This is a genomic window from Azospira sp. I13 (assembly GCF_003112695.1).
Classification (GTDB): domain Bacteria; phylum Pseudomonadota; class Gammaproteobacteria; order Burkholderiales; family Rhodocyclaceae; genus Azospira.
The window spans coordinates 48962-64283 of the sequence record NZ_BFBP01000013.1; the positions used below are offsets into that span (position 1 = coordinate 48962).

The window sequence follows — 15322 nt, forward strand, 5'->3', positions numbered from 1 at the left end:
GACAGGAGACGCACCGATGAAGGAAATCAAGGCCGTAGTGCGCCCCAACAAGCTGCCCGCCTTGCGCGAGGCATTGCGCGACATTCCCGGTTTTCCCGGCATGACGGTGAGCAAGGCCGAGGGCTGCAGCGCCCCCTCGCGCCACGGCAGCCCGGCCAACATCAAGGAAGAACTGACGGATTACACGCCCAAGGTGCGCATCGAGATCGTTGCCGACGATCCGGTGGCCGACGTCATCGTGGACCGCATCATCGCCATCTCCCAGACCGGGCAGATCGGCGATGGACTGGTCTGGGTGACGCCGGTGGATCGGGCGGCTTTCATCTTCAAGACCACCCCGGGTAGCGAGCGCTTCTGACGCTGGGCATGGCCGGGGTCCGACCCTGAAAATGGCTGGAGCTCCGTGCTGGGCGCGGGCCATGCTGCCAGGCCGGGCCAGTTAAGGGCCGCCGGGGATAGGTCGGGAAGAGTGGCGTCCTGCTTGCCTTCCCGGGCATGACTCAAGGGGAATTCGCGCCGCGCCGCAGGCTTGCTGCCGGCAGACGCGGTATCCGGTAGCACGCCGGGTTCGGGCTGGGATAAGTTGGCCTCGACTTGTGGGGCCGGGGCATCGGCACCAACCGCGGCCCGGGCGTTGCGCCTGCGGGGCCGATGCGGGTTGTCGCTAGGTGGCGGTGAAGTCCGTGGTCTAGGCGTCGCGTGGGCCGAGGTGTGGCCGCTGCTCCGGTGGCGGCTGTCGGCCGAAGGCCTGCAGCATCGCCGACCTAGCGGGTGACGAAGGTGGGCTTGAAGCCCAGGGCGAGGCGGATGCGTTCCGCTTCCTTGTCCGCATCCTGGCGGTTGCGGTAGGGGCCAAGTTGCAGGCGGTGGATGTTGTCCTTGCTGTGGATGAGGAAGCCGGCGCTGACCCAGTCCAGTTCCCGTGCCAGCTTGGCCTTCAGGCTTTCCGCATTGTCCGGGCTGGAAAAGGCGCCCAGTTGCAGGAACACGCCGCCAGCCGCGATCGGCGCCACTTCGTCCCGCAGTTGGCTGGTCATGGCCAGGGTGAGAATCGGGTCCCGATCGTCGCCGGCCGCTGCCGCTTCATTACGCGGCTCCGGGCGGGGTTCGTTGCGGGGCGCTTCTGGCCGCGCCTCGTTGCGGGCCGCATTTTCCCGACGCTGCACCACCACGGCTGCCACTTCCCGGGCCGGTGCCGCGGCGTAGGTGCCGCCCGGCTCGACAACGATGGATTCCACTTCCACGGCGGTGCTGCCGCTGCTCACATAACCCAGCTTGTAGGCGGCGGTGAAGGAGAGGTCGATCACCCGGTCAGCGTGGAAAGGCCCCCGGTCGGTGACGCGCACCACCACCGAGCGGCCGTTCTGCACATTGGTCACCCGCACGTAGGAGGGAATGGCCAGGGTGGGGTGGGCGGCGGTCATGGCGAACATGTCGTAGGGCTCGCCGATGGAGGTTTTCTGGCCGTGGAATTTCTTGCCGTACCAGCTGCCGATGCCCCGCACCTTGTAGGGCTGGACCCGGGTCTGGGGCACGTATTCCTTGCCCAGCACGACGTAGGGTTTGTTAGCGAAACGGTGCAAGGGTTCCCAGCGCGGGTCGGCGTCGGGAATGTCGTCGATGTTTTCGGGGATTTCTTCCGGCAGGCCGTCGTCCTTGTAGAAGCCGCCGCCCCGCTTGGCCAGGGGGTTGGGCTTCATGGCCGGCTTGCCGGTCTTGGGGGCCGGGGCTTCGGGGCTGCGTTCCACCCGGGGCGGCGGGCTGCCGCAGGCGCCGAGCAAGGTCAGCAGGGCCAGGAGGGAGATGCTGCAAAGACTGCGCAATCCCGGGGAAGCGATCATTTTTTCACCAGCATGCGATGGGTATGGATGCTCATGAGAATGCCGAGGCCGAGGAACAGGGTCACCAGGGCGGTGCCGCCGTAACTGACGAAGGGCAGGGGCACCCCGACCACGGGCAGGATGCCGCTCACCATCCCCATATTAACGAAGGAATAGGTGAAGAAGTTGAGGGCGATGGCTCCGGCCAGCAGGCGGGAGGAGAGGGTCGGCGCGTTGGCGGCGATCATTACGCAGCGGCCGATGAGCAGCAGGTAGAGAATCAGCAGCACCAGGTTGCCCATCAGTCCCCATTCTTCGGAGAACACGGCGAAGATGAAGTCGGTGTGCTTTTCCGGGATGAATTCCAGGTGGGTCTGGGTGCCGTTGAGCCAGCCCTTGCCGAAGATGCCGCCGGAGCCGATGGCGATGGTGGACTGGATGATGTGGTAGCCGGTGCCCAGGGGGTCGGTGGTGGGGTCGATGAGGGTGAGGATGCGCTTGCGCTGGTAGTCGTGCAGCATGGTCCAGGCAAAGGGCGCGGCAGCAGCGCCGGCGGCGACGAGGCCGAGGATGATCTTCCAGGAGAGGCCGGCGAAGAAAATGATGTAGAAGCCGGCAGCGAACACCAGGATGGCGGTGCCCAGGTCCGGCTGCTTGGCGATCAGCACCACGGGCACCAGCAGGATCAGGGCTGCCGTGCCGTAATGGCGCCAGCGCAGGGCGGCCTCGTGCTTGTGGAAGTACCAGGCCAGCATCAGGGGCATGGCGATCTTGAGGATTTCCGATGGCTGGATGCGGGTGATGCCGATATGCAGCCAGCGCCGGGCACCGTTCACCTTGATGCCGAACAGCCATACCGCCACCAGCAGGATAACGCCCACCACATACAGCGGCACGGCGAAGCGCAGCAGCTTCTGGGGCGGAATCTGGGCCACCACCCACATGCAGGAGAAGGCGATGAGCAGGTTCACCGCCTGGGGCGCCATGCGGCTGAGGCCGATGTAGGTGGCGGAATAGACCGTCGCCGTGCCAATGCCCATGATGATCAGGGTAATGGTCAGCAGCGGGCCGTCCAGGTGCTCCACGGCCTTGTACCAGTAGCGCCTAATTGCCTCCATCACTGCCCTCCTCGTCCTCGTTGGCGGGGCCCTTGGGCGCTTTGCCCAGGAGGTAGTAGTCCAGCACCATGCGGGCGATGGGGGCCGCCGCGGCCGCGCCGAAACCGCCGTTTTCGACGATCACCGCCAGGGCGATCTTGGGGTGGTCGGCCGGGGCGAAGGCGATGAACAGGGAGTGGTCCCGCAGGTGGTGCTTGGTGGCGCCTTCCACGTATTTCTCGCCCTTCAGGCTGAAGACCTGGGCCGTACCGGTCTTGCCGGCCGATTCGTAGGGCGCCCCGGCGAAGGCCCGGGAGCCGGTACCGCCCTTGTTCACGCCGACCATGGCGCTCTTGATCACGGCCAGATGTTCCGGCTTGAGCTTCAGGTCGCGGATCGGCTGGGGTTCGATGGGGGTCTTTTCCCCGGTGCTGCTGTTGGTGATGTACTTCACCAGGTGGGGCCGGTACATCACGCCGTCGTTGGCCACGGTGGCCACGGCCTGGGCCACCTGGATCATGGTGTAGGCGTTGTAGCCCTGGCCGATGCCGATGGAGATGGTTTCGCCGGCATACCATTTCTGCTGTTCCGGCCGCTTGAAGCGGCGCTTCTTCCAGGCCTGGGAAGGTAGCACGCCCTCGCTCTCGCCCTGGATGTCGACGCCGGTGCGCTGGCCCAGGCCCAGCTGGCCCATGAAGGCGGCGATGTTGTCGATGCCCATGTCGTTGGCCAGCATGTAGTAGTAGGTGTCGCAGGATTCGACGATGGACTTGTACATGTCCACCATGCCGTGGCCGCCCTTCTTGTCGTCCCGGAACTGGTGGCCGCCGAAGTTGAAGAAGCCCGGGTCGGCGATGGCCTGGGAGGGCGTGCGCTTGCCCTGGGTCAGGGCGGCCAGGGCCATGAAAGGCTTGAAGGTGGAGCCTGGGGGGTAGGCGGAGTAGATGGCGCGGTTGAGCAGGGGCTTGTCGGGGTCGGTGTTGAGGGTGTCCCAGTCATCGCCGCGAATGCCGTCCACGAACAGGTTGGGGTCGTAGGTGGGCTTGGAAACCAGGGCCAGAATGCCGCCGGTAGTGGGCTCGATGGCCACCAGGGCGCCACGGCGGTTGCCGAAGGCCTGTTCGGTGATTTCCTGCAGCTTCGAATCCAGGGTCAGGGCAAGGTTGTTGCCGGAGACGGGGGCGGTGCGTGACAGCACCCGCACGGCGCGGCCGCCGGCGTCCACTTCCACCTCCTCGTAGCCGGTCTGGCCGTGCAGGTGGAATTCGTAGTTCTGCTCCAGGCCGGCCTTGCCGATGTGCTCGGTGCCCTTGTAGTTGGGCGTCTGCTCGGCCTTGTCGATGGTGTCCAGGTCCCGGTCGTTGATACGGCCCATGTAGCCCAGGGCATGGGAGGCGATGTCGCCGAGGGGGTATTGGCGGAACAGGCGGGCCTTCACCTCGACGCCGGGAAAACGGTAGCGGTGGGCGGCGAACTTGGCCACCTCGTCGTCGGAGAGGCGGGTACGGATGGGAATGGATTCGAAGTTCTTCGATTCTTCCAGCAGCTTGCGGAAGCGCTTGCGGTCCTTCGGCGCGATGGGAATGATCTCGCCCAGCTGTTCGATCACCGTGTCCAGGTCGGCCTGCAGGCGGGAAGGGATGATTTCCAGGGTGAAGGCGGAGTAGTTGCGGGCCATCACCACGCCGTTGCGGTCCACGATCAGGCCCCGGTTGGGGATGATGGGCACCAGGGAAATGCGGTTTTCCTCGGCTCGGGTGGAGTAGTAGTCGTGCCGCACCACCTGCAGCCAGAAGAAGCGGCTGAAGAGGACGATGAAGCACAGCAGCACCATGCCGGCGGCAAAGCCGAGGCGGAAGCGGAACTGCTCCACTTCCCGGTCCGGGCTGCTCAGGTCGGTGTAGCGCATGGGCGGCGGTTATCCGGCGGCGGGCTCAGATGGGCCGGTTGGCGTCGCGCTCCACCGGCTGGTACTGGGGCAGCAGCAGCAGGTAGGTGGCGGGCAGCCAGAGCAGGGCGGCGACGAAGGGGCCCAGCAGGTAGCCAAAGCCGGGGAAAGCGGCGCCGGTCAGCATGCGGGCGCCCAACTGGATCACCTGCACCATGAGCAACAGGGGGAAGACCTGCAGGGCCTGTTGCACCAGGGGGAACCAGAGAATGCGGCGGGACAGGCTGGAGGCGCCGTAGCTCATCAGCACATAGGCCAGGGCATGCTGTCCCATCAGGCTGCCGTCGGCCACATCCATGGCCAGGCCGAGGATGAAGGACCAGCCCATGCCTACCTTGCGGAATTCCCGCACGCTCCAGAAGCACAGCACCAGGGCCACCCAGTCGGGCATGGCGGGCCAGTGGGCGGTGGGCATGAAATTGAGCAGCAGGGCCAGCACCAGGGTCAGGCCGATGAACCACGGGCGCACCGGCAGCAGGATGCGGGAGGAAGTGAAGGTCGGTTGCATGGTTCGTCTGTTCCGATGACCGCGGGGGAGCCGTGGGGCGGCCCTTAGTGGCCGGTTTCCCGCTTGATGCGGCGAACCTTGGAAGTGGCCGGCTTGTCGCCGCTTTCGGGGCGACCGGCTTCGGCTTCCGTGGGCCGGGGCGGCAGGGCGGCCCGGGGATTGAGGATCATCACTTCGCCAAAGTGCTCCACCCCCGCTACCGGTGCGCAGATGATGCGGGCGAAGGAATAGGTGGTGTCCCGCTCCATGTGGATCACCTTGGCCACGGGGAAGCCGGCGGGGAAGATGCCGTCCAGGCCGGAGGTGACCAGTACATCGCCATTCTGCACGTCGGCGTTGGCCGGCATGTAGCGCAGTTCCAGCTGGCCGTTGCCGAGGCCGAAAACCACCGAGCGCAGGCCGCTGCGCACCACCTGGACCGGGATGGCCTGGTCCTTGTCGGTGATCAGGGTGATTTCGGAAAGCAGGGGATAAACCCGGGTGACCTGGCCGATGACGCCGAGGTGGTCCACCACTGGTTGCCCGGCGATGATGTCTTCCTGCAGGCCCTTGTCCACGATGACCCGGCGGGAGAAAGGATCCCGTGCCGCGTAGAGAATCTGGGCCAGACGGCCGCCGGTGGGCAGGCGTTCCTTGACGCCGAGCAGCTCCCGCAGGTGGCGGTTTTCCTCTTCCAGGTGCTGATGCCGTTGCAGGATGGTGGCCGCTTCCAGCTGGGTGTGCTTGAGCTGGTCGTTTTCCTTCTGCAGGCTGGTCAGGTTGGCGAAGTACTCATCCACCTGGGAGAAGCCCTTGGCCGGGGCGTGAGCCAGCATCTGCACCGGTGTAGTGATGACCGCCACCGCCTGGCGCAGGAGCTCCAGGTAATGGAACTTGTGGTCCAGCACCATGAGGGAGAGGGAGCAGCCCAGGTAGAGGGAGAGCAGGGCCAGGGGTGCCGGGCCACGCTTGAAGAATGGCGGTGGGGAGTGGTCGATGCCGGCCACGTCAGACCTTCCGGGGGATCACGATGCTCCGGTGAGGGAGCGGGAAAAACCAAGCCCCGGCAGAGGCCGGGGCGGCGGGGAGAAGTGAGGGGGGCAGGGAGTGGGGGAGCGTCCGACGTTCCCGTTCCATGCTCGTCCTCACCCGGTGTCGCTTTACTCGGAGGCGAAGATGCTGCCGAGCTTGTCCATCTTTTCCAGTGCCATGCCGGAGCCACGCACCACGCAAGTCAGCGGGTCTTCGGCAACGATCACGGGCAGGCCGGTCTCTTCCATCAGCAGACGGTCCAGGTCGCGCAGCAGTGCGCCGCCACCGGTCAGGACCATGCCCTTCTCGGCGATGTCGGCGCCCAGTTCCGGCGGGGTCTGTTCCAGGGCGCTCTTCACGGCGGAGACGATCTGGTTCAGCGGATCGGTCAGGGCTTCCAGGATTTCGTTGGAGGAAATGGTAAAGCTGCGGGGGATGCCCTCGGCCAGGTTGCGGCCCTTCACTTCCATTTCCTTCACTTCGGAACCGGGGAAGGCGGAGCCGATTTCCTTCTTGATGTTCTCGGCGGTGGTTTCACCGATCAGCATGCCGTAGTTGCGACGGATGTAATTGATGATGGCTTCGTCGAACTTGTCGCCGCCCACCCGCACGGAACCGGCATAGACCATGCCGCCCAGGGAAATGACGCCCACTTCGGTGGTGCCGCCACCGATGTCCACCACCATGGAGCCGGTGGCGTCGGCCACGGGCAGGCCCGCACCGATGGCCGCGGCCATGGGTTCCTCGATCAGGTACACCTGGGAGGCGCCGGCGCCGATGGCGGATTCGCGGATGGCGCGACGTTCCACCTGGGTGGAGCCGCAGGGCACGCAGATGATGATGCGCGGCGAGGGGGAGAACATGCGGGAATCGTGGACCTTCTTGATGAACTGCTTGAGCATCTGTTCGGTCACGGTGAAGTCGGCGATCACGCCGTCCTTCATGGGGCGGATGGCGGTAATGGAGCCGGGGGTCTTGCCGAGCATCAGCTTGGCTTCCTTGCCGACGGCCTGAATGCTCTTCTTGGCATTGGGACCGCCTTCGAGACGGATGGCGACCACGGAGGGTTCGTCCAGAACGATGCCCTGGCCGCGCACATAGATCAGGGTGTTGGCGGTGCCCAGGTCGATGGCCAGGTCGTTGGAAAAGTAACTGCGGAGAAAACCGAACATGGGGAATGAATCCGTAAAGCTGCTGGGAGAAGGGGATTTATGATACCTTATATCGCTTTGCAGCATAAGTTTTTGCCTAGAATTTAATCACCCGGCGGTCTGCCGGCTTTTGCCCCTGCCCCCCCATGTCCCTTACTCCCGAACAGGTCCGGCGCATCGCCCATCTCGCCCGCATCGAAACCTCCGACGCGGAAGTGCAGACGACCCTGGACCACCTGAATGGCATTTTCTCCCTGATCGAGGAAATGCAGGCCGTTGATACCCAGGGCGTCGCCCCCATGGCCCATGCCCAGGACCTGGCCCAGCGCCTGCGGGAAGACGCCGTCACTGAATCCGACCGTCGCGCCGCCTTCCAGGCCGTGGCGCCGGAAACCGAAGCCGGGCTCTATCTGGTGCCCAAAGTCATCGAATAAGGCGGCCCAGCGCATTGCGCCCCATGGCGCTTCCCCCTGCCCGCCTCCTGCCCGACTTATTCCGACCATGCTCAATTCCAGCCTCAAAGAACTCGCCCAGGCCCTGGCCGGCAAGAAGATTTCCAGTGTCGAGCTGACCCAGCTCTATCTCGACCGCATCGCCCGCCACAACCCGGCCATCAACGCCTACGTCTCCACCCAGCCGGAGCGCTCCCTGGCCCAGGCCAAGGCGGCCGATGCACGCATCGCTGCCGGCGACATCGGCCCCTTGACCGGCATCCCCCTGGCCCAGAAGGACATCTTCTGCGCCGAGGGCTGGCTCACCACCTGCGGTTCGAAGATGCTGGCCAACTTCGTCAGCCCCTACGACGCCACGGTGATCCAGAAATTCGACGCTGCCGGCGCCGTAAATCTGGGCAAAACCAATATGGACGAGTTCGCCATGGGCTCCTCCAACGAAACCTCCTTCTTCGGCCCGGTGAAGAACCCCTGGGACCAGAGCCGTGTACCCGGCGGCTCCTCTGGCGGTTCCGCCGCCGCCGTGGCGGCCCGTCTGGCACCGGCCGCCACCGGCACCGACACCGGTGGCTCCATCCGCCAGCCCGCCGCCCTGTGCAACCTCACCGGCCTCAAACCCACCTACGGCGTGGTTTCCCGCTGGGGCATGATCGCCTTCGCCTCCTCCCTCGACCAGGCCGGCCCCATGGCCCGCTCCGCCGAGGACTGCGGCCTGCTGCTCAACGCCATGGCCGGCTTCGACCCCAAGGATTCCACCAGCCTGGAACGCCCGGTGGAGGACTACACCCGGGAACTGAACGCCCCGGCTACCGCCAAGCCCCTGGCCGGCCTGAAGATCGGCCTGCCCAAGGAGTTCTTCGGCGAGGGCTGTGATGCCGCCGTGATGGCCGCCATCCAGGCCGCTATCGAGCAGTACAAGGCCCTGGGCGCCGAGATGGTGGAAGTGAGCCTGCCCAACATGAAGCTCTCCGTGCCGGCCTACTACGTCATCGCCCCGGCCGAAGCCAGCTCCAACCTGTCCCGCTTCGACGGCGTGCGCTACGGCTATCGCGCCCCGGAGTACGACAACCTGGACGACATGTACGCCAAGAGCCGGGCCCAAGGCTTCGGCGCCGAAGTGAAGCGCCGCATCCTCATCGGCACCTACGTGCTCTCCCACGGCTACTACGACGCCTACTACCTGCAGGCCCAGCGCATCCGCCGCCTCATCGCCGAGGACTTCGTCGCCGCCTTCAAGCAGTGCGACGTGATCCTCGGGCCCACCAGCCCCTCCACCGCCTTCAAGCTCGGCGACAAGGCCGGCGACCCGGTGCAGATGTACCTCTCCGACATCTACACCATCGCCGTGAACCTGGCCGGCCTGCCCGGTATGTCCCTGCCCTGTGGCTTTGCCGAGGGCCTGCCGGTGGGTCTGCAGCTGATCGGCAACTACTTCGACGAAGCCCGCCTGCTCAACGTGGCCCACCGCTACCAGCAGGTCACCGACTGGCACGGGCGCGCGCCCGCCGGCCTGGAGTAAGGCGGATGGGGCTGCCGGCCCGCCGCCTGCCATACCGGGCCCTGGCCTGCGGACTGGCGGCTGCCATTCTGGCCGGCTGTGCCACGCCGCCGCCACCTCCAGCCGAACCGCTGCCGGACAACGTGGTGGAAGTGGCGCCGCCGGCCGACAAGTACGATTTCAGCCGTCCCCTGAAGCACCTCAACGGCCGTAACCTGAAACCCATTCCTACCCGGCCCCTCAACGTTGCCGGCAGCTGCGCCTTCCGCGACCCCACGGGTTACCGGGGCAACATCCAGCTGCAGGTGAAGGAAGCCAAGGTGCAGCGTTTCGCCGCCAAGGTGGATGTGCCGAAGAAGGGCTCCTGCCAGTTCGACCTGAAGCACTTCCAGCAGGTGGAAACCCTGCCCCAGGTCCGCCTGGCTGCCGCCGACGGCTGCTCGGTGCGCATGTGGGAGCAGGACAAGAAAGTGACGGTGGCCTTCAACGGCTGCCAGGCCCAATGCAGCGGTGAGGCCGTGGATTACCTGTGGCCCATCCAGCTGGAACGCCGCAGCTGTTTTTAACGCAACCTTTTTGCCTCCGAGAACGACATGAGCGCACGTAACTGGGAAGTGGTCATCGGCATCGAGACCCACACGCAACTCGCCACCCGCTCCAAGATTTTTTCCGGTGCTTCCACCGCCTTCGGCGCCGCGCCCAACGTCCAGGCCAGTGCCGTGGATCTGGCCCTGCCCGGGGTGTTGCCGGTGTTGAACCGGGGGGCTGTGGAATGCGCCATCAAGTTCGGCCTCTCCATCGGCGCCGAAGTGGCGGAAAAATCCGTTTTTGCCCGCAAGAATTACTTCTACCCCGACCTGCCCAAGGGCTACCAGATCAGCCAGTTCGAGCTGCCGGTGGTGGTGGGCGGCGGCGTGCGCATCCAGGTCGGCCAGGGTGACAAGGCTTACGAGAAGGTGGTGCGCCTGACCCGTGCCCACCTGGAAGAAGACGCGGGCAAGTCCCTGCACGAAGACTTCCACGGCAAGTCCGGCATCGACCTCAACCGGGCCGGCACCCCCCTGCTGGAAATCGTCACCGAGCCCGACATGTGCTCCTCCGCCGAGGCCGTGGCCTACGCCAAGGCCCTACACGCCCTGGTGCGCTGGATCGGCATCTGCGACGGCAACATGCAGGAAGGCTCCTTCCGCTGCGACGCCAACGTCTCCGTACGCCGCCCCGGCGAGCCCCTGGGCACCCGTCGTGAAATCAAGAACCTCAACTCCTTCCGCTTCCTGCAGCAGGCCATCGACTACGAAATCCAGTGGCAGATCGACACCCTGGAAGACGGCGGCAAGATCCAGCAGGCCACCGTGCTGTTCGACCCGGACTCCGGCGAGACCCGGGTCATGCGCACCAAGGAAGACGCCCACGACTACCGCTACTTCCCGGACCCCGACCTGCTGCCCCTGGTCATCTCCCGGGAGTGGGTGGAGCGCACCAAGGCCACCCTGCCGGAGCTGCCCGAGGCCAAGCGCCAGCGCTTCATGGAGCAGCTGGGCCTTTCCGCCTACGACGCCACCGCCCTCACCGCTTCCCTCGAAGTGGCCGACTACTTTGACGCCGTGGTGACCGCCGCCGGCGCGGCCAACGCCAAGAGCGCCGCCAACTGGGTCATGGGCGAACTGTCCGCCCGCCTCAACAAGGAGGACAAGGACATCGCCGCCTCCCCGGTGAGTGCCGCCCAGCTGGCCGGCCTCATCGCCCGCATCGCCGATAACACCATCTCCAACAACATCGCCAAGAAGGTCTTCGAGGCCCTGTGGAATGGCGAAGACGCCAGCGCCGACGAGATCATCGAGAAGCAGGGCCTGAAGCAGATCACCGACACGGGCGCCATCGAAAAGCTGGTGGATGAAGTGCTGGCCGCCAACGCCGCCAACGTGGCCGAATACAAGGCCGGCAAGGAAAAGGCTTTCAACGCTCTGGTGGGCCAGGTGATGAAGGCCGCCAAGGGCAAGGCCAACCCCCAGCAGGTGAACGACCTGCTCAAGGCCAAGCTGGGCGGCTGAACGTCCGGCAGCGCCCAGGCGCTGCCGCAGGCCCTACTCCGCGATTGCAAACCCGCCCCGGCGGGCCCGCGAACTCAGCCCGAGGCGAGTTTATGGGCCCGCCGGGTCGTTTCTGGCAGGCGAAAACGCGGTGTGCAGGCCAGCACCCAGTGCCGGGCCGTTTCCAGGCAGACCCGGTGGCCGATGGAAACATAGAGGGGCGCCACGCCCCGCCGGCTGCGCAGCACGGCGCCGATCATTTCTTCCTTGTCCCACAGGGGCGCCCAATCCCCCTTGGCCTCGCCCGGCGCCTCATGGCGGCCAACAAGGCGGCTTTTCGCCACGCCGATGCTCGGTATGTCCAACAGCAGCCCCAGATGGCTGGCAATGCCCAGGCGGCGCGGATGGGCGATGCCCTGGCCGTCGTAGAGCATGAGGTCCGGTCGCCGGGACAGTTGTGCCACGGCGGCCAGTGCGGCCGGCCCTTCGCGGAAGGAGAGCAGGCCCGGCACATAGGGAAAGGCGGTGGGCACCCGCGCCACCACCTCCTCCAGGGGCACCAGGGAAGGAAAGTCCAGCACCACCACGGCGGCCCGGGTAATGCGCCCGCCGGCCTCGAACCCTACATCCACCCCGGCGACGGTGCGTACCGGGCCCAGGCGGTCTTCGCGTTCCACCTGCCCGGCCAGTCGGCGTTGCACCTCCCTGGCCTCGGCCGGGCTCAGGTCCCACCCGTGATGCAAGCTGTCGTTTTCGCTGCGCCGCCCCAGGTTCACGGCCGGGCCACCAGCAGGGGCACGCGCATTTCCGCCGGGCTGAGGCCGCCGTGCATGCCCAGCAGGTCCAGGGGCTGTTCCCCGGGCAGGGTGTCGTAGATGGTCCAGTTGTCGCGCATCAGCAGGGCGTAATCGCCGATGCGACTGGCCAGTTCCGGGTGGGCCGGGCCGGGGCCGAACCAGCCTTCCGCCAGCAGCCGTTCCCGGGGCATGGCCAGGGCGGCATGGCCCAGGTGCTGGCGCACGTAGGCCTCGAAGACCGTCGCCTTGCCCGGCTTCAGGTAACACCAAGCGCTGCGCCGCTCACCGCACAGAGGCAGGGCCAGGCAGTCCGCCAGCAGCGGGTGGTCGGCCAGGGCGATGCGCCGCTCCGGCGGGGAATCGATGAAGCCGTGGTCGGCGGTGACCAGCACCAGGGTATCGCTGCCGCCCAGGGTCGCCAGCCATTCGATGAAGGCCTGGCTGAAGGCGGCGAGGGCGGCCAGAGCTTCCGGGCTACGGCAGCCGTGGGCGTGGGCGGTGCTGTCGTAGTCCGGCCAATAGCCGTAGACGAACTTCTTGCCCGCCTTGGCCGCCAGCCCCGAGAGGGCGCCGAACAAGCCTTCCGGGCCGTCCAGGCCGCGATAGGCCAGCCGGGCGGCACCCCGGCTGTGGTAGCGGTTGAACGGGCTGTGGGCGATGAAGCGGGGTGACACCACGTAGCTGCTGCGTTGCAGCCCGGCATACAGGGTGGGGTGGCGGAAGAGCCGGGCCGGCAGTGCGTCGGGGGGCGGCAGGGGTTGTCGGGCCGGGGCGCCGGGCCGGGCCGTGAGGGGCAGGATGGCCAGCAGGTTGCCCACTTCCCGCAGCCACATGTGCCAGCCGGTGAGCCCGTGCTGGCTGGGGGGCAGGCCGGTCATGAAGGTGGGAATGGCAGCGGCGGTGGTGCTGGGAAAGACCGAGGTCAGGCAGCCTCGCAGATAGGGCGCCAGGGGGCCGGGGTTTTCCGCCAGCAGATCGTAACCCAGGCCATCCACCACCAGCAGGACGAGGTTGGTGACGCTGCCCAGGTCCGCGGCCGGGGCTTGCCGCAGGGGCGGGCAGGTGCCTGCCGGGGCACCGCAGGCCTGGCCAAGGGAAACCATGAGATTGGCGATGCTGCCGCCCTGATAATCCGGCTGATACATGGTGGCGCAAGAGATGGTCGGGAATGGCTTCAGGCTAGCACGGGGGCTCCGGGCAGGCCAGGCGACGCTATGTCATCTCGTCCGCTATGGTCAGCCCGCTGGCGGGGGGCTACCATAGACTCGACGTACGTTTCCCGGCATCCCCCCGTTCTTCCAGGAGTTGTGCGGCAATGCCCCTGCTTACCGCAGAGAAGACCCTGCTTCAGGCGATCTACGACAGTTCCAGCGTGGCCATCTTCCTGGTGGACATGACGGGGCATATCGTCCATGCCAATCAGCGCATGGCCGACATGTTCAGTTGCACCATGGCGCAGCTGATCGACAGCGAGTACGTCAGCCTGGTCCATCCCGCCGAGCGGGAGGCCGGCCGGCAGAAGATGCTGGCCCTGATGGCCCAGGGCATTCCCAGCGTCAATGTGGAACGCCGCTACTGGCGCCGGGATGGCAGCGAATTCTGGGGCAACCTTACCGGCAAGGCCCTGCTGGACGATGCAGGCAAGCCGGTGGGTCTGGTGGGCAACATTGCCGACATCGACCAGCGCAAGCGGGCCGAATGGGAGCTGGAGGCCAGCCAGGAACGTTTCGAGCGGCTGGCCCGCACCGTGCCCTGCGTGCTCTACGACTACATCATCTGGCCCGACGGGCGGCGCAAGTTCCTCTACCTCAATGCCCGCTGCGAGGAGTTTTTCGAGCTGGCACCGGAGGTCATCCTCGAGGACGTGAACCGTTTCTGGAATCTGGTGCACCCGGAAGACCGCCAGCGCCTGGAATCCGAGGAGGAACGCGCCCGCCGGGGTAGCGACCTGTTTGCTGCCGAAGTGCGCCTGACTACCCCCTCCGGCCGGGAAAAATGGATTCGCCTCTCGTCCCGGGCCAATGTGCTGGAGCCTGGCGAATCGGCGGTGTGGAGCGGCTTCATGCTCGACATCACCGAAACCAAGCAGCTCGAAGTGGAGCTGCGCCAGCTGGCCACCACGGACGCCCTGACCGGCCTCTCCAACCGCTCCCACTTCCTCCGGCAGGTGGAGCAGGAAATGGGGCGCTTCCAGCGCTCTCCCCGCTCCGCCGGTGTGCTGATGCTCGATCTGGACTACTTCAAGCACATCAACGACACCCACGGCCATGCCACCGGCGACGAAGTGCTGCGGGATTTTGCCCGCCGGGTGAAGGCTTGCCTGCGCAGTGTGGACCTCTTTGGCCGCATGGGCGGCGAGGAATTCTGCATCCTGCTGCCGGATACGGATCTGGAAGGCGCCCGGGTGCTGGGTCAGCGCCTTTGCCAGGAAGTAGCCGGCACGCCGGCCCAGGTGGGGGACCTCGCCATCCCCTACACGGTGAGCATCGGCGCCGCCGAGTTCCGGCCCGAAGACCGCCATTTTGAGCCCATCCTGGCCCGGGCCGATGCTGCCCTCTACCAGGCCAAACGCTACGGCCGCAATCAGGTGGCGGTGCTGTAAGCGCCCCGGCGGGCGGTGCTGCTGCCCCCTCAGGCCGGCCCTGGCTGGTCCACCATCACATAGCGTTTCCGCACCGCTTCCAGCACCTCGAAAACGCCGTTGAAACCAGCGGGAATGATGGCCGCGTCGCCCGGGCCGTATTCCCGCATCTCGCCGCTGTCGGCAATCAGCCGCAGCCGCCCTTCCAGCACCTGGAAGAACTCGTGGCGATGGGCGTGGAAGGCGATCTTCCAGGCCCCCGGTTCGCAGGCCCACACGCCCATGGAAATGCCCTGCTGCTCGTACAGCTCCCAGGTGGTGCGCTGGGGCGGCGCGCCGATACAGCGTTCCGGGGCGGGCTGGTCCAGGGTGGGCGCCGGCAGCGGGTCGGCGAAGTGGATGGCGCGGGGGGCAGTCATGACGGGCTTC

The 15322-nt window shown here is 66.4% G+C and carries 15 protein-coding genes; 6 read left to right on the forward strand and 9 right to left on the reverse strand.

Annotated features, from left to right (window positions below; translation table 11 throughout):
- The first annotated feature begins 16 nt into the window (after positions 1-16).
- Positions 17-358 (forward strand): P-II family nitrogen regulator, encoded by a 342-nt coding sequence (locus AZSI13_RS13040; protein ID WP_109041612.1) that lies wholly within the window; start codon positions 17-19, stop codon positions 356-358.
- A 406-nt stretch (positions 359-764) separates the two neighbouring features.
- Here the strand turns inward: AZSI13_RS13040 and AZSI13_RS13045 are convergent, their stop codons facing one another.
- The 6 genes from AZSI13_RS13045 to AZSI13_RS13070 all read right to left on the reverse strand — a co-directional run bounded on the left by AZSI13_RS13045 (position 765) and on the right by AZSI13_RS13070 (position 7556).
- Positions 765-1841: a septal ring lytic transglycosylase RlpA family protein gene (locus AZSI13_RS13045; RefSeq protein ID WP_109041613.1), complete on the reverse strand. Its 1077-nt coding sequence runs from the start codon at positions 1839-1841 to the stop codon at positions 765-767.
- Positions 1838-2938, reverse strand: coding sequence for a rod shape-determining protein RodA (rodA, locus tag AZSI13_RS13050; protein ID WP_109041614.1), 1101 nt, complete (start codon positions 2936-2938; stop codon positions 1838-1840). Before rodA ends, AZSI13_RS13045 begins: the two co-directional genes overlap by 4 nt.
- Positions 2925-4826, reverse strand: a complete 1902-nt coding sequence (mrdA, locus tag AZSI13_RS13055; protein ID WP_109041615.1) for a penicillin-binding protein 2 — start codon at positions 4824-4826, stop codon at positions 2925-2927. The genes rodA and mrdA overlap by 14 nt, the downstream gene beginning before the upstream one ends.
- Positions 4827-4851: 25 nt before the next feature.
- Positions 4852-5373: a rod shape-determining protein MreD gene (gene mreD / locus AZSI13_RS13060; RefSeq protein WP_109041616.1), complete on the reverse strand. Its 522-nt coding sequence runs from the start codon at positions 5371-5373 to the stop codon at positions 4852-4854.
- Positions 5374-5417: 44 nt separating this feature from the next.
- A complete protein-coding gene (gene mreC, locus AZSI13_RS13065; protein ID WP_109041617.1) occupies positions 5418-6359 on the reverse strand; it encodes a rod shape-determining protein MreC in 942 nt (313 codons plus the stop codon).
- A 153-nt stretch (positions 6360-6512) separates the two neighbouring features.
- Positions 6513-7556, reverse strand: coding sequence for a rod shape-determining protein (locus AZSI13_RS13070; RefSeq protein ID WP_109041618.1), 1044 nt, complete (start codon positions 7554-7556; stop codon positions 6513-6515).
- Between the two features lie 125 nt (positions 7557-7681).
- On the opposite strand from AZSI13_RS13070, the gene gatC reads away from it, so the two are divergent.
- The 4 genes from gatC to gatB all read left to right on the forward strand — a co-directional run bounded on the left by gatC (position 7682) and on the right by gatB (position 11536).
- Positions 7682-7969, forward strand: a complete 288-nt coding sequence (gene gatC / locus AZSI13_RS13075; RefSeq protein WP_109041619.1) for an Asp-tRNA(Asn)/Glu-tRNA(Gln) amidotransferase subunit GatC — start codon at positions 7682-7684, stop codon at positions 7967-7969.
- 67 nt (positions 7970-8036) lie between these two features.
- A complete protein-coding gene (gene gatA / locus AZSI13_RS13080) occupies positions 8037-9506 on the forward strand; it encodes an Asp-tRNA(Asn)/Glu-tRNA(Gln) amidotransferase subunit GatA (RefSeq protein ID WP_109041620.1) in 1470 nt (489 codons plus the stop codon).
- Positions 9507-9511: 5 nt separating this feature from the next.
- Positions 9512-10051: a hypothetical protein gene (locus tag AZSI13_RS13085; protein WP_235609773.1), complete on the forward strand. Its 540-nt coding sequence runs from the start codon at positions 9512-9514 to the stop codon at positions 10049-10051.
- A gap of 27 nt (positions 10052-10078) precedes the next feature.
- On the forward strand, positions 10079-11536 hold the full coding sequence (gene gatB / locus AZSI13_RS13090) for an Asp-tRNA(Asn)/Glu-tRNA(Gln) amidotransferase subunit GatB (RefSeq protein WP_109041621.1): 1458 nt from the start codon (positions 10079-10081) through the stop codon (positions 11534-11536).
- A gap of 74 nt (positions 11537-11610) precedes the next feature.
- Here the strand turns inward: gatB and nfi are convergent, their stop codons facing one another.
- Both nfi and AZSI13_RS13100 read right to left on the reverse strand, forming a co-directional pair.
- Positions 11611-12291, reverse strand: a complete 681-nt coding sequence (nfi, locus tag AZSI13_RS13095) for a deoxyribonuclease V (RefSeq protein ID WP_268807531.1) — start codon at positions 12289-12291, stop codon at positions 11611-11613.
- A complete protein-coding gene (locus AZSI13_RS13100; RefSeq protein ID WP_109041622.1) occupies positions 12288-13457 on the reverse strand; it encodes an alkaline phosphatase family protein in 1170 nt (389 codons plus the stop codon). The genes nfi and AZSI13_RS13100 overlap by 4 nt, the downstream gene beginning before the upstream one ends.
- A 170-nt stretch (positions 13458-13627) precedes the next feature.
- On the opposite strand from AZSI13_RS13100, the gene AZSI13_RS13105 reads away from it, so the two are divergent.
- Complete coding sequence (locus tag AZSI13_RS13105; RefSeq protein ID WP_165833519.1) at positions 13628-14914, forward strand: sensor domain-containing diguanylate cyclase; 1287 nt, start codon at positions 13628-13630, stop codon at positions 14912-14914.
- 29 nt (positions 14915-14943) lie between these two features.
- Here the strand turns inward: AZSI13_RS13105 and AZSI13_RS13110 are convergent, their stop codons facing one another.
- Positions 14944-15312, reverse strand: a complete 369-nt coding sequence (locus tag AZSI13_RS13110) for a cupin domain-containing protein (protein ID WP_109041624.1) — start codon at positions 15310-15312, stop codon at positions 14944-14946.
- Positions 15313-15322 lie beyond the last annotated feature (10 nt).

Coding starts and splice junctions, on each gene's coding strand:
- AZSI13_RS13040 (WP_109041612.1), top strand. CDS start 17: ATGAAGGAAATCAAGGCCGTAGTGCGCCCCAACAAGCTGCCCGCCTTG.
- AZSI13_RS13045 (WP_109041613.1), bottom strand. CDS start 1,841: ATGATCGCTTCCCCGGGATTGCGCAGTCTTTGCAGCATCTCCCTCCTG.
- rodA (WP_109041614.1), bottom strand. CDS start 2,938: ATGGAGGCAATTAGGCGCTACTGGTACAAGGCCGTGGAGCACCTGGAC.
- mrdA (WP_109041615.1), bottom strand. CDS start 4,826: ATGCGCTACACCGACCTGAGCAGCCCGGACCGGGAAGTGGAGCAGTTC.
- mreD (WP_109041616.1), bottom strand. CDS start 5,373: ATGCAACCGACCTTCACTTCCTCCCGCATCCTGCTGCCGGTGCGCCCG.
- AZSI13_RS13070 (WP_109041618.1), bottom strand. CDS start 7,556: ATGTTCGGTTTTCTCCGCAGTTACTTTTCCAACGACCTGGCCATCGAC.
- gatC (WP_109041619.1), top strand. CDS start 7,682: ATGTCCCTTACTCCCGAACAGGTCCGGCGCATCGCCCATCTCGCCCGC.
- gatA (WP_109041620.1), top strand. CDS start 8,037: ATGCTCAATTCCAGCCTCAAAGAACTCGCCCAGGCCCTGGCCGGCAAG.
- AZSI13_RS13085 (WP_235609773.1), top strand. CDS start 9,512: ATGGGGCTGCCGGCCCGCCGCCTGCCATACCGGGCCCTGGCCTGCGGA.
- gatB (WP_109041621.1), top strand. CDS start 10,079: ATGAGCGCACGTAACTGGGAAGTGGTCATCGGCATCGAGACCCACACG.
- AZSI13_RS13100 (WP_109041622.1), bottom strand. CDS start 13,457: ATGTATCAGCCGGATTATCAGGGCGGCAGCATCGCCAATCTCATGGTT.
- AZSI13_RS13105 (WP_165833519.1), top strand. CDS start 13,628: ATGCCCCTGCTTACCGCAGAGAAGACCCTGCTTCAGGCGATCTACGAC.
- AZSI13_RS13110 (WP_109041624.1), bottom strand. CDS start 15,312: ATGACTGCCCCCCGCGCCATCCACTTCGCCGACCCGCTGCCGGCGCCC.